Here is a 13,625-nt window from a genome sequence, read left to right as displayed (position 1 = left end):
ATGGATGTTCTCGCCAACCTGATGCTGGGTTTCTCGACCGCCGCCACGCCCGAGAACCTGCTCTATTGCCTGCTGGGTACGGTGCTGGGCACCGCGGTGGGAGTGCTGCCCGGGCTGGGCCCCTCGACGACGATCGCACTGCTGCTGCCCTTCACCTTCACGCTCGGCCCGACGCCGTCGCTGATCATGCTGGCCGGCATCTACTACGGCGCCCAGTATGGCGGCTCGACCACGGCGATCCTGCTGAACCTGCCGGGAGAGCCATCGTCCGCCGTCACCGCGCTCGACGGATACCAGATGGCGCGCCAGGGTCGCGCCGGCCATGCGCTGGCGATCGCCGCGACCAGCTCCTTCGCCGCCGGCACGTTGGCCACCTTCGTGATCGTGCTCTTCGCACCGGTGCTGAGCTCGGTGGCCCTCGAGTTCGGTCCGGCCGAGTACTTTTCGCTGGTCGTGCTGGGGCTGATCTTCTCCGTGGCGCTCGCGCACGGGTCGGCGGTGCGCGCGCTGGCGATGGTCGTGTTCGGGCTGCTGCTGTCGCTCGTCGGCAACGACGTCACCTCGGGGGAGCCGCGCTTCACCTTCGGCCGGCTCGAACTCGCCGATGGCATCAACTTCGTGACGCTTTCGGTGGGCTTCTTCGGGATCGCCGAGATCCTGCGCAACCTCGAAACCGAAGGCACGGCGGGCATCGTCACCCGGACGATCGGCCGGCTGCTGCCGTCCCGGGCCGATCTGCGCGCCTGCGTCGCCCCGATCGCGCGTGGTACCGCGATCGGCTCTCTTCTCGGCATCCTGCCGGGCGGCGGGGCGTTGCTGTCGTCCTTCGCCTCCTACACGCTGGAGAAGAAGCTGTCGGACACACCCGGACGTTTCGGCCAGGGAGCAATCGAAGGCGTCGCGGGGCCCGAGGCGGCGAACAACGCCGGTGCGCAGACCTCCTTCATTCCGATGCTCACCCTCGGCCTGCCCGCCAACGCGGTGATGGCGATGATGGTCGGAGCGATGGTGATCCAGGGCATCGTTCCGGGCCCGAACGTGATGACCGAGCGGCCGGCGCTGTTCTGGGGGCTGATCGCCTCGATGTGGATCGGCAACCTCATGCTGCTGGTGCTCAACCTGCCGCTCGTCGGGGTCTGGGCACGGCTGATGACCATCCCCTACACATGGCTCTTCCCGGCGATCCTGACCTTCTCGGCCATCGGCATCTACTCGCTGAACGGCAACGTCTTCGACCTCTACGCGCTCTGCGTCTCGGGCGTGCTCGGCTACGTCCTGCTGCGGCTGGGGTGCGAGCCGGCGCCGTTCCTGCTGGGCTTCGTCCTGGGGCCGATGCTGGAGGAGCACATGCGGCGCGCGATGCTGCTGTCCTTCGGCAATCCCGCGGTGTTCGTGACCCGGCCGATCAGCGCCGGCCTGCTGCTGCTGGCGCTGCTGGCCCTCCTGGCGATGGCCTTTCCCGCCATCGCGAAGAAGCGCAACAAGGTCTTCGTCGAGTGACCACCATGTCCGACCCTCCGACCGCTTCCGTCCCGACGATCGTCCGGGTCAGCGCTGCGGTCCTGGAACCCGCGGTGCGCGTCGATGGCTGGTCCCTGGTGACCGGTCAGGTGCCGCGGCTGCCCTGCGTCGCCGTGAAGGTCGAGACGGAGGACGGCCATGCCGGCCTTGGCCTGATCGGAGCGTTGCAACCCTTCGACGCCCCCGCCGGGGCCATTCGGGAATGCGTCGCCTATCTGGGTGCCCGCCTGATCGGCAAGGAGCTCAGGATCGCCCCGCTGATGACCGGGATGGCGCAGGCGCTGTTCGGCTTTCCCGAGGTCCGGGCCGGGTTCGAGATGGCGTTCCACGAGGTCGCCGCCCATGCGGGCGGGCGCAGCATCGCGTCCATGCTGGGCGGGCGCCGGCATGACCGGCTCCCGGTTTCGCGGATGGTCTCTCTCCAGTCGCCCGAACTGATGGGCCGGGCAGCCGCGGATCTGGTGGCGGACGGTTTCCGGGTCATCAAGTTCAAGCTCGGCGGCAACTCCGATCTCGACGTGGCCCGGGCGCGCGCGGTGCGGGCGGCGGTGGGAGACGCGGTCCGGCTGACGGCCGACGCCAACGGACGCTATGGCGCGAAGTCCGCCATCGACACCATCGGGCTTATGGACGCATGTGCCATCGACATCATCGAACAGCCGGTCCCGCGCGAGGATCTCGACGGCCTGCGCATGGTGACGCACGCCGTAAGGCCGATGGTCGAGGCCGACGAAAGTGCCGGCTCGCCGGCCGAGATCGCCAGGCTGGGGCGGGACCGCGCCGTCGATTCCGTGGTGCTGCGGCTGCCGCGCCTGGGCGGCGTCACGGCCGTGCTGGAGTGCGTCGCGATCTGCCGCGCCTTCGGCCTGCGCTACCGGTTCGGCGTCTGCTTCCTGCCGGGACCGTTCCAGGCGTTCGCGGCCCAGGTCGCCTCCATCCTGCCGGACCTGCCGCTCGCCCACGAGCTGGCGGAACACGCACTGCTCGACGGCGATCCGTTCGAGGGGCCAGACATCCGCGACGGGTACCTGACCGTGCCGGACCGCGTCGATCCCGCGTGGCTCGGTGCGGGGCAGGCCATCGACTGGGTGGTGCTGGCCTCGTGAAACACCCCCGCTTCACGTCCCGCGGGCGACGGACCCCCGGAAATTTATCCGCCCTTCGCAGCGGATGCTGACCGGCTCCTCGGCCGACCCTTCGACCCGCTTCAGCAGGAGGTCCCAGGCGATCCGGCCGATCTCGCGGGTGGGCTGCAGGACGGCCGACAGCTGGGGCTCGGTCAGCAACGCCCACTCCGGCTCCTCGAGCGACAGGAGCGACAGGTCGTCCGGCATGCGGATGCCCAGCGACCGTGCGCTCTGCAGGATCCAGGACGTCACGGTGCTGTTGGAGGCGATGATGACGCTCGGCGCATCGCGTCGCCGGACATGGCTGGCGAAGATGTCCTTGAACCGCTCTTCGTCCAGCCCGCATTCCAGCACCCCCCAGCGCGCCCCGCCGCCGAAGCCCCCGACCGCCCGGCTCAGGCTGTCGATGCGCTGGCGGGTGACGGACAGCGCGGGAAACTGCACGGCGAGCGTGATGTGCCGGTGTCCCCAGGCCAGCAATTGCCGGCTGGCGTCGTAGATCGCCTTGTCGTGGTCGATGGTGACCTGGTCGAAGCGCCGTTCATCCGGCACCAGGCGGTTGATGATCACCGTGGGAAGCTTGGCCTTGTAGCAGTGATCGAGGACAGGCTTCGGGTCCAGGCTGGGAACGATGATGAGCCCGGCGGCGCGGTAGGCGATGAGCCGCCGGATGCGCGAGAGTTCCCGTCGTGAATCGTAGCGGCTGACGACCTGGATCAGTTCGTAGTCGGCGCCGACCGCCCGCTCGTCCAGCGTGTCGGCCAGCGCTGCCAGATTGGCGAAGGCCGTGTGGGGCACGCAGAGCCCGACGAGCGAGTTGCTCTGCGCACGCATGCCTTTCGCCAGCATGCTTCCGCTGAAGCCCAGCTCGTCGACCGCCTGCAGGACGCGCTCGCGCCGCGCGGCCGACACCGTCGAGCGATGGTTGAGCACGTTCGACACCGTGCCGACCGAGACGCCGGCGCGCTGTGCGACGTCATTGATGGTGGGGGGTTTCCGCCGATTTCCGGTTGCGGATTCGGGCGCGGCATCGTCGTCGCGCACGTGGTCGTCTCCTTCTGATCGCAGATCGCGTGTGGCGTCCCGGCTGATGCCAGTCACGCTGTTAATCCTCTGAACCCGTTCATGTCAAACCCTTTGCTGCCGTGCCGGATGCAGCGGCGCTTTTCGCCACCGCGTCCTTTTATCCACATCCAGCAACCCAGTGAATCACGGCCTCCTGAACGGAGAGCAGCGTCGGGCTTCGCCGGACCGCGGTGGCCTGAAACGATTCATTGACACGGCGCGACGATCCGATCAATGGTGACGTCAGAAAATATGAAACGGTTCACTTTGGGAGGAACCATGCTCAAGAGCGCCGGCCGGGCCTTGGCCGCCCTTCTCGTTTCCTGCTCGCCAGCCCTCGCCCAGCCCAAGGAGATCCTGCTCGGAGCCCTGTTGCCGCTCACCGGTCCGGCGGCGTCGATCGGCATCGAGGAACAGCAGGGCGTCCAGTTCGCCATCGACCAGGCGAACGCGGCGGGCGGCATCGCCGGGCGCCCGGTCCGCGTCCGCTTCGACGACAGCCAGGGCAAGCCGGACCAGGCGGTGCTGGCCTTCAACCGCATGATCGATCTCGACAATGTGCCGGTGCTGATCACCGCCTTCTCCTCGGTGTCGCTGGCGATCGCCCCGCTGGCCACCCGGCGCGAGGTTCTGGTCGTCAACCCCGCGGCCCAGACCGACAAGCTGGAGACGGCGTCGCCCTTCCTGATCAACACGATCCCGATGGTCCGGCACGAGGCGAGCGTCCTTGCCCGCTTCGCCATCGACAAGATCGGCAAGCGCACCGCCATCATCTACGAGAACGCGGCGGCCGGCATCGACGGGCGCAACGACTTCCGCAAGTACTTCGAGCAGGTCGGCGGCACGGTGATCGCCGAGGAACCGGTCGAGTTCGGCCAGACCAACTACCGTTCCACCCTGCTGAAGATCGCCAACGCCAAGCCGGACTTCGTCTACATCGCGATCACCCAGAGCCACGAGACGATGGCCGACCAGGTGGGCCAGATCGCCAATTTCCCGGTCTCGATCGGCAACACCTTCTCCCGCCCGTTCTTCGGCCACGCCTCGACCAACGGCTGGTACCAGACCGCCATCCAGTCCGGCTATCCCGACGCCGGAACACTGGCCGCGTTCAAGAAGCAGTTCGGCACGGCCGACATGGGCTTCTTCGCCCGCGAGTACTTCAACGCCACCAACATCGTGCTCGAAGCCGCCAAGAGCGTGCTGGCATCCGGCGGCACGCTGTCGGGCCCGTCGCTGAAGGCCGCGGTCCTGTCGATCAAGACCTTCGACTCGCCGATCGCCAGCATCACCTTCGAGACCAACACCGCGCTCCGGCCGGTGGAGATCCTGCAGTACCGCGGCGCGGAGCGGGCGCTCGTCGAAACCGCGCGGCCCGCGCAGTAACCGCCGGCGGATCCACCCATGCTCTACCTGCAACTGCTCATCGACGGCGTGGTCAGCGGCTGCGCCATCGGCATCGTCTCCATCAGCTTTTCCTACTTCTACGCCACGACCGGCATCTTCCACGTCGCCCACGCCGGTATCTACACCTTGAGCGGCTATCTGGCCTGGTGGATGGTCGGGCTCGGCACGCCCTTCGCCGCGGCGTTGGCGCTGGCCATCCTCGCCGCGGTCGTCGTCGGCTACCTGACCCAGCGCCTGCTTTACCGGCCGCTGGAGGAAAGCGGGGCCACCCCGCTGGTCCTGATGATCGCGTCCATCGGCCTGCTCACCGTGCTGCAGAACGTCGTCGCGATCCTGTTCTCGCCCAACATCGTCCAGTTCGATCTGCCCTGGCGGCTGTCCCACACCGCGATCGGCCCCATCGCGCTCAGCCTTCCGCAGGCGATCCTCGGCGTGTTGAGCCTGCTGCTTTTCGCCGGGCTGGTCCTGTTCTCGCACCACACCGCGGCCGGCAAGCGCATCCGCGCGGTCGCCTCCAACCGCGAGCTGGCGGAGATCACCCGCCTGGATCCCAAGCGGGTGTTCGCCCAGGTGCTGGCGATCAGCTCCGGCATCGTCGCCGTGCCGGGGGTGCTGGTCGGCGTCGACCAGGCGTTGCAGCCCTACACCTCCCTGCTGGTCCTGTTGACCGCGGTGGTCGCCATGATCGCCGGCGGCATCGGCAGCCTGACCGGGGCGTTCGGCATGTCGATCGTGCTGGCGGTGATCCAGTCGCTGTCGGTCGCCGTCATGCCCGGCCGCTGGAGCGTCGCGGCGGTGTTCGGGACCTTCATCCTGTTCATCCTGCTGCGGCCCGAGGGCCTGATCCGCAGCCGCTTCAGCCGTGCGATCTGAGGCCGGCCGATGAACTACTTCCTCAGCTTCGTCATCCTGGCCGAGATCTTCTCGATCCTGGCGGTCTCGACCAACCTGCTGATGGGCATCATCGGCATCTTCTCGGTGGCGCAGGCCGCCATCATGGGGGTGGGGGCCTACACCACCGCCATTCTGATGATGGCGGGAACGCCGTTTCCGCTCGCCATGCTGGCGGCGGTCGCCGTCTGCGCGGCGATCAACGTGCTGTCCTCCCTGCCGGCGCTGCGGCTGGCCGGCGACTACTTCATCATCACGTCGTTCGGCACGCAACTCGTCGCCACCGCGGTCTTCATCAACTGGCAGGACCTCACCGGCGGCGCGTCGGGCCTGTCCGGCATCCCGGTGGTGGAGATCGCCGGTGCCGGCTTTCCCACCGCCCGCGAATTCATCGTGCTGTCGAGCCTGTGCCTGATCCTGGTGGCGGCCGGCTTCTGGCTGCTGATGCGCTCGCCCTACGGCCGGCTGCTCCACGCGATCCGCGAGAACGAGGTTGCGGTGGTCGCCGCCGGTCGCCGGGTGCTCCGGGCCAAGGTCGGCGTGTCCGCGGTGTCGGGCGCCTGCGCCGGGATCGCCGGGGCGCTGTACGCGACCTACATCAGCTTCATCGACCCGATGTCGTTCGACATCCATGTCTCGGTGCTGGTGGTGACCATGCTGGTGGTCGGCGGTGCGCGCACCCTCGCCGGCTCCATCATCGGGCCGTTCCTGCTGATGGCGATCGCGCAGCTTCTGGCGGTGGTCGACATCCCCTCGACCATCGTCGGCCCGGCGCGGCAGCTCATCTACGGCGTCATCCTGATCGCCTTCATGCTGTGGCGCCCCCAGGGCATCGCCGGGAAGAGGCTTTGACCATGACCAACCTCACCGTGTCGAACGTCACCAAGAGGTTCGGCGGCATCGTCGCCCTGAACGACTGCAGCTTCTCCATCGACCCCCGGCGCACGACCTGCGTGGTCGGACCGAACGGCGCGGGGAAGACGTCGATCTTCAACGTCATCACCGGCTTCATCACCCCGGAAACCGGCACGGTGGCGTTCCAGGGCCGGGACATCACCAGGGCCAACCGGCACGAGCGGGTGCGGCAAGGCATCGCCCGCACCTTCCAGAACCTCAAGCTGTTCGAGGATCTGAGCGCGCTCGACAACGTTCTGGTCTGCCTGAAGGACGAGGCCGGCAACGATCCCCTGACGGCGATGTTCCGTCCGTTCCACACCGCGGCGGTGCTCCGCCGCAAGAAGGCCGAGGCGGCGGCGCTGCTGGTGCAGGTCGGGCTGGGGCACAAGACCGACGCCCTGGCGGGCAGCCTCAGCTACGGCCAGAAGAAGCTGCTGTGCATCGCCCGGGTCCTCGCCACAGGGGCCGAGCTGGTGCTGCTGGACGAGCCGACCTCCGGTCTGGCCGCCGGCGCGCTCGATACGATGGTGGAGATGATCCACGCGCTGAAACGGCAGGGCAAGACGCTGCTGATCGTCGAGCACAACACGCAGATCGTACAGCGCATCGCCGACGAGGTGCTGTTCTTCCACCGCGGCCACCTGATGGCGCAGGGAACACCGGACGCGATCATCGCCGACGAGGAGCTGGGCCGGATCTACTTCGGCAAGGGAGAGGTCCATTGACCCTGGAGGCACGCAACGTCGTCGCCGGCTATGGTGACAAGTCGATCCTGGAACAGGTGTCGTTCACGCTGCAGGACGGCGAGACCCTGGCCTTCTTCGGCCACAACGGCGCCGGCAAATCGACGACGCTGAAGGCGGTGGTCGGGCTGATCCCGGTGCAGGCCGGCGAGATCCTGCTCGACGGCGAGCGCATCGACGGCATGCCGATCGCCGACCGGCTGGAGCGCGGCCTGCGGCTTCTGCCGGAGCGCCGGGGGGTGTTCCCCGACCTCAGCGTCAAGGACAACATCGACATCGTGGCCCGGCGCAACTGCGCCGGATCGGGCAGCAAGATCGCGCGCGACGACGTCTACGAGCTGCTGCCGATGCTGAAGTCCCTGCGCGGCGCCACCGCCGGTGCCATGAGCGGCGGCCAGCAGCAGATGCTCGCCTTCGCGCTGTGCCTGCTCGGCTCGCCCCGTTGCATCCTGCTGGAGGAGCCGTCGGTGGGGCTGCAGCCCGACCTGGTCGAGCAATTGTTCGGCACGATCCGGGAGGTCTGCGTGACCCTCGCCGTCTCGGCCATCCTCATCGAGCACCGGATCGCGTCGGCGATGCGGATCGCCGACCATGTAATGATCATCAACAGCGGACGGCTGGTGTTCCGCGGCACCCGGGCCGAGGCCGAGACGATCAACCTCTGGGACTACTTCTGAGCGCGGAGATGTCGGAGGCTGATGATGAAACTCTACTGGTCGAGCCGCTCGCCCTTCGTGCGCAAGGTGATGATCGTGGTGCACGAGCTTGGACTGGAGGACCGCGTCGCGACGGTCCGCACGCTGGTGCATCCGGCGCGGCCCAACGCCGCGATGATGGCGGTCCATCCCATCGCCAAGATCCCGGTCCTGATCCTCGACGATGGCACGGCGGTCTACGATTCCCGCGTCATCTGCGAGTTCCTGGACGCCGAGTTCGGCGGCAGGACACTGGTGCCCGGATCCGGGCTGGAGCGGTGGCGGGTGCTGACCCGGCACGCCATGGTCGACGCGCTGCTGGAGACCTGCCTGGTCTGGCTCCTGGAGCGGGCCCGGCCGGCGGAACAGCGGCAGGACGCGCTGATAGACGCCAGCCGGGTGCGGATCGCCGCCGGCCTGGACGCCCTGGAACGCGACGGCGCCGGCACGCCGGAGTCGCCATTCACCCTGGCGGACGTCGCTGCGGCCAGCGCGCTCGCCTATCTCGACTTCCGGTTCGGGGAGCTCGACTGGCGGGCCGGCCGGCCGGCGCTGGCGGGCTGGTACGACCGCGTGTTGTCACGACCGTCGATCGTCAACACCGGCTTCGTCGAAACCTACTGAAACGCCGGACTGCCCATCCGGGGAATGGCCGTCGCTTGCAACGGAGTCAATCATGAACCGGTTCATCCGGCTGCGGGAGGGAAAGTCATGACATTGGGATGGTGCGAGGCCGGCGGGGTCGCGCTCCGCTTCCGGCTGAGCGGAAGGGCGGGCCCATGGCTGGTGCTGATCCACGAGATGGGCGGCACCCTGGAATCCTGGGACCGCGTCGTGCCGCTGCTCGACGGGCACCTCCGCGTCCTCCGCTTCGACACCCGCGGTGCCGGCCTGTCGGAGAAGGTGGCCGAAGGCGTGCGCGTCGAGGATCTGGCCGACGACGTGGCCGCACTCCTCGACGCGCTGTCGATCGCGGAGCCGGTCATGGTCGCCGGCTGCGCCGTGGGTGCCGGGGTGGCGCTGAGCTTCGCCGCACGCCACCCGGCGCGCTGCGCCGCCGCCATCGCGATGAACCCGGCCATCGGCGTCGCGGCGGAGAACCGCCCCGCCCTGCTCGACCGCGCCGAGCGGCTGCGCCAGGGCGGCACCCGCGCCATTGTCGACGACTCCCTGGCCCAGGGCTATCCGGACGCGTTCCGACGGATGGATCCGGAGCATTTCGCGCGGTTCCGCGCCCGTTGGATCGCCAACGATCCGGTCAGCCTGCGCGCGCTGTTCCTGATGCTCGCCGACACGGATCTGCGACCGATGCTGCCGGCGATCGCCTGCCCGGTGCTGGGGATCAGCGGCCGGCACGACCCGCTGCGGCCGACGACCTATGTGCGGGAGGTCCTGGCCGGCATCGCCGACGCGCGGCTGGCGGTGATCGAGGCCGGGCATCACATGCCGGACCAAGCGCCGGACGCGGTCGCCGCCGCGATCCTGGCCTTCGCAGGCGACCTTGGCGCCCTGCGGACGGAGGCCGCGGCATGATCCGGTCCTGGAAGATCGGCGACGCCACCGTCGTCAGCATCGTCGAGTATTTCGGCCCGACCCACCAGCCCGAGACGGTGTTCCCGGAGTTCGACCGCGCCGCCTTCGCGCGGAGGGCGGGCGAGCTGCCGCCGGGGCACTGGTATCCCGCCATGGACCGCTTCGTCATCGCGATCCAGCTCTGGGCGGTGCTGGCCGGGCCCAACGTCATCGTCATCGACACCGGGGTCGGCAACGGCAAACCGCGCCCGGCGGCGCGCATGAACCGGCTGAACACGCTGACCGCGAGCTGGCTGGAGGCGGCCGGGGTGACCCGCGAGTCGGTGACCCACGTGGTGATGACCCACCTGCACGCCGACCATGTCGGCTGGAACACCGTGTTCGAGGATGGCCGCTGGGTCCCCACCTTTCCCAACGCCCGCTACGTGATGCCCAGGCGGGACTTCGACCACTTCAAGGGTCTCCACGACGCGGGCACCGCCGGCGAGCCGTCCTTCGCCGACAGCGTGCTGCCGGTGCTGGACGCCGGGCTGGTCGATTTCATCGGCACCGAGGGCGAGGTCGCCGGCTGCCTGCGCATCGCCGACGCCGCTGGCCACACGCCGGGGCAGCTCAATTACTGGCTGCACTCCGGCGGCGAGACCGGCGTGTTCTCGGCCGACATCCTGCACCACCCCGTGCAGATCCTGAACCCCGGCTGGAACACCGCCTTCTGCGTCCTGCCCGACGAGGCCAAGGCGACCAGGGCGCGCTTCCTGAACGAGGTGAGCGACGCCGGCGCCCTGGTCATGCCCTGCCATTTCCCACCCCCTCACTGCGGCTTCATCCGCCGCCAGGGAGACGCCTTCGTCTACGAGCCGGCGCCTTGACATCCATCCACATCCCCTCCGACGAAAGAAAACCGATGACGACCAACACCAAGACCATCGTCACCTGCGCGATCACCGGCGCGTCGCTCACACCCTCGATGTCGAAAGCCCTGCCGGTGACCGGCCAGGAGATCGCCGACCAGTCGATCGCGGCCATCAAGGCGGGGGCAGCCATCGTCCACCTGCACGCCCGCGAGACGGATGGGCGGCCGACCAACGCCATCGCGACCTGGCGGGAGTTCGTGCCGCGGATCCGGGAGGAGACCGACGCCGTCATCAACATGTCGGCCTCGCTCGGCTCCACCGCGGAGGAGCGGCTGGAGGCGGTGATCGACCTGCGGCCGGAAATCGCCACCGTCATCGTCGGCTCGATGAACTACGGCCTGTTCCGCAAGGCGGAGAACCAGGGCATCAGCAGCTTCGACACGGCGTGGGAACGCGAGGCCTTCGGCCCGAAGAGCTACGACATCATCACCTCCAACAGCTTCGCCAAGATCGACCGCATGATGGACATGCTGATCGACCACGACATCGGCATGGAGTTCGAGTGCTATGACGTCGGCCACCTCTACATTCTGGAGCATCACCTGCGCCGGAAGACGGTCAAGCGGCCGCTGATCATCCAGTTCCTCACCGGCATCCTGGGCGGCATCCCGTCCGACATCGACCACCTGCTTCACATGAAGCGCACCACCGAGCGGCTGTTCGGCAACGACGCCGTGCTGTTCATCCATGGTACCGGGACCGGCAACATCCGGGCGGCGGTGCAGGGTGCCCTGATGGGCACCCATGTGCGCGTCGGCCAGGAGGACAACCTGTTCGAATTCCCCGGCGTGCCCTTCCCTTCCAACGCCGCGCAGGTCGAGAAGATGGGCCGCATCCTCCGGGAGTTCCGCATCGAGATGGCCACCCCGGCGGAGGCGCGGCAGACGCTCGGGCTGTAGGGCCGACGGCCCCGGACACCTTGGCGTCCGGGGCCGTCCACACGACGCAGGCCTTTATTCGACAAAGATGGTCTCGCGCTACCGGCCGATGCTGGGGAGCACGGACGCCGCCAGGATGATCGCCGAAAGCGCCAGCAGACCGATGCTGATCGGAGTCAGGACGATGACCATCGTGCCGCCGCGCGAGATCGACAGCGTCCGCAGGAAATACTCTTCCAGCATGCGTTCGAGGTCGCGGTAGCTGATCGGGAACTGCAGATACCAGCACACCGCCCACAGGATCACCTCCGCCATTTGCGCGGTGGGAGGTTCTGCTGAAGGATCACCACGAGGGCCGGGGCTGGCGGGGATTCCACCACCACGCCACCCTGTGCATCGCCGCCTGCGGGGAGAGCATGCAGAAGTGTGGGGCGGTCAGGCGGCGTTCACGGTGACCGGGGCTGAGGAGGCGTTGGTGGCCATGGCCGGGTACCATGCCGTGAAGGTGTCGCGCAGGGTGCCGTCGAGGGTCCGGGTGCGGATTTGCACCAGCCGATTGGCGCCGAGCTTTGTCCATTGCATCTGCCGCTTCTTGGCAAAGCGCTTGCCGACCACGACGTTGACAGTGGATTCCACGAAGGCCGTGGAGATCGGCTCATCGTTGGGCCGACGCTCGCCATAGTGCGGGATGATGGAGAGGTTGTTCCGGATGTAGGTGGCGAACTCGGTCTTTGCCTTCGCGAAACGAGCCAGGTTGAGGTAGCCACTCTCCAACTCGGCAAGATCCTCGACCAAATCCTCGATCCGGATCAGCGCTTCGCGGACGTCGCCGTGCCACAGCCGCCACTTCATGCGGTCCAGGCGGGTCTGGATCGCCTCCGCCTCCTCGGCGTTGTGATGCGCTACAGTCTGTCTGCCCGGTACGGCCCGCCCCAGCCGGATGGCCGCCAAGCTGCGGCGGCGTGGCCTTGAGCTTGCGATAAGAAGGCCTTATCACTCGCTCATGGATCGACGACGCCTGCAATCCTTCGTCGCGCTGTGCGAGGAGCTTCACTTCCACCGCGCCGCCGCGCGCTGCCACATGACCCAGCCCGCCTTGAGCCAGCAGCTGCAGCAGCTCGAAGCCGAGCTTCAGGTCCAGCTCGTCCACCGCAACAAACGCCGGGTCTCCCTGACGCGGGCCGGGGAGGTTTTCCAGCACGAGGCGCGCCGCATCCTGCGGCAGATGGAGCACGCCGCCCATCTGGCCCGACAGACGGACCGGGGGGAGATCGGGCGGCTCTCCGTCGCCGTGACCGCCCCCGCTCTCTACATCGTGTTCCCCGAGATCATGCACCGGTTCCGCCTGGCGCTGCCCAACTTCGGCGTCAATGTCCAGGTCATGACCACCTCGGAGCAGGAGGCGGCGCTGCGTTCCGGCAGCATCGACGTCGGAATCTTCCACCCGCCGCTCGACGACCGCTCGCTGTCCTCGCACCTGATCACCAGCATGCGCTTCAACATCGTCCTGTCCGACCTGAACCCTTTGGCCGCACACCCGGTGCTCAGGCTGGAGGAACTGTCGCGCGAGCGTTTCATCATCTTCCCGCGGGTGATCGGTCCCAGCCTCTACGACGAGATCGTCGCGCTCTGCCAGCAGGCCGGTTTCAGCCCCGAGGTGATCCTGGAAGCCTCGCCGGCGCAGTCGATCATCGCGCTCGCCGCCGCCAATTTCGGCATCGGGCTGATCGCGTCGCGGCTCCAGCAGTTCGACCGGCCGGGCGTCGTCTACCGCCCGCTGGACGGGCCGGCGCCGCATCTGACGCTGGGCGTCGCCTATCAGAGCGACGACAGCTCCCCCGCCATCCGAACCTTTCTCGACGTGGCGACGGAAGTGGGCCGGAGCGTCACCTGACCGGCAGTGATAAGTTCTGCTTTTCAAACAATCACGATAAATAGTTGGACCTGTTCAATT

14 protein-coding genes and 1 pseudogene are annotated in these 13,625 nt (G+C 68.0%); 12 read left to right on the top strand and 3 right to left on the bottom strand.

Annotated elements, in window-relative coordinates:
* Positions 1 to 1,500, top strand: a complete 1,500-nt coding sequence (locus HL658_RS18475; RefSeq protein ID WP_180286091.1) for a tripartite tricarboxylate transporter permease — start codon at positions 1 to 3, stop codon at positions 1,498 to 1,500.
* Between the two features lie 5 nt (positions 1,501 to 1,505).
* Complete coding sequence (locus tag HL658_RS18470) at positions 1,506 to 2,627, top strand: mandelate racemase/muconate lactonizing enzyme family protein (RefSeq protein ID WP_180286090.1); 1,122 nt, start codon at positions 1,506 to 1,508, stop codon at positions 2,625 to 2,627.
* Positions 2,628 to 2,639: 12 nt separating this feature from the next.
* Here the strand turns inward: HL658_RS18470 and HL658_RS18465 are convergent, their stop codons facing one another.
* A complete protein-coding gene (locus HL658_RS18465; protein ID WP_180286089.1) occupies positions 2,640 to 3,692 on the bottom strand; it encodes a substrate-binding domain-containing protein in 1,053 nt (350 codons plus the stop codon).
* 300 nt (positions 3,693 to 3,992) lie between these two features.
* On the opposite strand from HL658_RS18465, the gene HL658_RS18460 reads away from it, so the two are divergent.
* The 9 genes from HL658_RS18460 to HL658_RS18420 all read left to right on the top strand — a co-directional run bounded on the left by HL658_RS18460 (position 3,993) and on the right by HL658_RS18420 (position 11,692).
* Positions 3,993 to 5,099 carry an ABC transporter substrate-binding protein gene (locus HL658_RS18460; protein ID WP_180286088.1) on the top strand — a complete coding sequence of 369 codons (1,107 nt, stop codon included), beginning with the start codon at positions 3,993 to 3,995 and terminating at the stop codon, positions 5,097 to 5,099.
* Between the two features lie 18 nt (positions 5,100 to 5,117).
* The gene (locus HL658_RS18455) at positions 5,118 to 5,993 is read left to right on the top strand and encodes a branched-chain amino acid ABC transporter permease (RefSeq protein ID WP_180286087.1); all 876 of its coding nucleotides are present in this window, start codon (positions 5,118 to 5,120) and stop codon (positions 5,991 to 5,993) included.
* A 9-nt stretch (positions 5,994 to 6,002) separates the two neighbouring features.
* Positions 6,003 to 6,863: a branched-chain amino acid ABC transporter permease gene (locus HL658_RS18450; RefSeq protein ID WP_180286086.1), complete on the top strand. Its 861-nt coding sequence runs from the start codon at positions 6,003 to 6,005 to the stop codon at positions 6,861 to 6,863.
* Between the two features lie 2 nt (positions 6,864 to 6,865).
* A complete protein-coding gene (locus HL658_RS18445) occupies positions 6,866 to 7,633 on the top strand; it encodes an ABC transporter ATP-binding protein (protein WP_180286085.1) in 768 nt (255 codons plus the stop codon).
* Complete coding sequence (locus HL658_RS18440; RefSeq protein WP_180286084.1) at positions 7,630 to 8,328, top strand: ATP-binding cassette domain-containing protein; 699 nt, start codon at positions 7,630 to 7,632, stop codon at positions 8,326 to 8,328. Before HL658_RS18445 ends, HL658_RS18440 begins: the two co-directional genes overlap by 4 nt.
* Positions 8,329 to 8,349: 21 nt before the next feature.
* The gene (locus tag HL658_RS18435; RefSeq protein WP_180286083.1) at positions 8,350 to 8,970 is read left to right on the top strand and encodes a glutathione S-transferase family protein; all 621 of its coding nucleotides are present in this window, start codon (positions 8,350 to 8,352) and stop codon (positions 8,968 to 8,970) included.
* Between the two features lie 87 nt (positions 8,971 to 9,057).
* The gene (locus tag HL658_RS18430; protein ID WP_180286082.1) at positions 9,058 to 9,879 is read left to right on the top strand and encodes an alpha/beta fold hydrolase; all 822 of its coding nucleotides are present in this window, start codon (positions 9,058 to 9,060) and stop codon (positions 9,877 to 9,879) included.
* Positions 9,876 to 10,748: an MBL fold metallo-hydrolase gene (locus HL658_RS18425; protein WP_180286081.1), complete on the top strand. Its 873-nt coding sequence runs from the start codon at positions 9,876 to 9,878 to the stop codon at positions 10,746 to 10,748. Before HL658_RS18430 ends, HL658_RS18425 begins: the two co-directional genes overlap by 4 nt.
* Before the next feature lie 35 nt (positions 10,749 to 10,783).
* Positions 10,784 to 11,692, top strand: coding sequence for a beta-keto acid cleavage family enzyme (locus HL658_RS18420; protein WP_180286080.1), 909 nt, complete (start codon positions 10,784 to 10,786; stop codon positions 11,690 to 11,692).
* A 78-nt stretch (positions 11,693 to 11,770) separates the two neighbouring features.
* Here HL658_RS18420 and HL658_RS36640 read toward each other — a convergent pair whose 3' ends face one another.
* Positions 11,771 to 11,986, bottom strand: a complete 216-nt coding sequence (locus tag HL658_RS36640; RefSeq protein ID WP_211109787.1) for a hypothetical protein — start codon at positions 11,984 to 11,986, stop codon at positions 11,771 to 11,773.
* Positions 11,987 to 12,106: 120 nt separating this feature from the next.
* Positions 12,107 to 12,577 (bottom strand): annotated as a pseudogene (locus HL658_RS18410) (ISKra4 family transposase); the annotation flags it as partial.
* Positions 12,578 to 12,674: 97 nt separating this feature from the next.
* Between HL658_RS18410 and HL658_RS18405 the strand changes: the two are divergent.
* Entirely contained in the window at positions 12,675 to 13,565 is an 891-nt protein-coding gene (locus HL658_RS18405; protein ID WP_180286078.1) for a LysR family transcriptional regulator, read from the top strand.
* The last annotated feature ends 60 nt before the right edge of the window (positions 13,566 to 13,625 follow it).

This window comes from Azospirillum oleiclasticum (genome assembly GCF_013423485.1).
Taxonomy (GTDB): domain Bacteria; phylum Pseudomonadota; class Alphaproteobacteria; order Azospirillales; family Azospirillaceae; genus Azospirillum; species Azospirillum oleiclasticum.
Note: the sequence above shows the minus strand (reverse complement) of the source record. Positions and strands in the feature narration are given on the sequence as shown.

Excerpts from the sequence above, each read along its gene's own strand:
- HL658_RS18455 (WP_180286087.1), top strand. The coding sequence starts at position 5,118 with ATGCTCTACCTGCAACTGCTCATCGACGGCGTGGTCAGCGGCTGCGCC.
- HL658_RS18405 (WP_180286078.1), top strand. The coding sequence starts at position 12,675 with ATGGATCGACGACGCCTGCAATCCTTCGTCGCGCTGTGCGAGGAGCTT.
- HL658_RS36640 (WP_211109787.1), bottom strand. The coding sequence starts at position 11,986 with ATGGCGGAGGTGATCCTGTGGGCGGTGTGCTGGTATCTGCAGTTCCCG.
- HL658_RS18450 (WP_180286086.1), top strand. The coding sequence starts at position 6,003 with ATGAACTACTTCCTCAGCTTCGTCATCCTGGCCGAGATCTTCTCGATC.
- HL658_RS18460 (WP_180286088.1), top strand. The coding sequence starts at position 3,993 with ATGCTCAAGAGCGCCGGCCGGGCCTTGGCCGCCCTTCTCGTTTCCTGC.
- HL658_RS18435 (WP_180286083.1), top strand. The coding sequence starts at position 8,350 with ATGATGAAACTCTACTGGTCGAGCCGCTCGCCCTTCGTGCGCAAGGTG.
- HL658_RS18445 (WP_180286085.1), top strand. The coding sequence starts at position 6,866 with ATGACCAACCTCACCGTGTCGAACGTCACCAAGAGGTTCGGCGGCATC.
- HL658_RS18475 (WP_180286091.1), top strand. The coding sequence starts at position 1 with ATGGATGTTCTCGCCAACCTGATGCTGGGTTTCTCGACCGCCGCCACG.
- HL658_RS18430 (WP_180286082.1), top strand. The coding sequence starts at position 9,058 with ATGACATTGGGATGGTGCGAGGCCGGCGGGGTCGCGCTCCGCTTCCGG.
- HL658_RS18420 (WP_180286080.1), top strand. The coding sequence starts at position 10,784 with ATGACGACCAACACCAAGACCATCGTCACCTGCGCGATCACCGGCGCG.
- HL658_RS18425 (WP_180286081.1), top strand. The coding sequence starts at position 9,876 with ATGATCCGGTCCTGGAAGATCGGCGACGCCACCGTCGTCAGCATCGTC.
- HL658_RS18470 (WP_180286090.1), top strand. The coding sequence starts at position 1,506 with ATGTCCGACCCTCCGACCGCTTCCGTCCCGACGATCGTCCGGGTCAGC.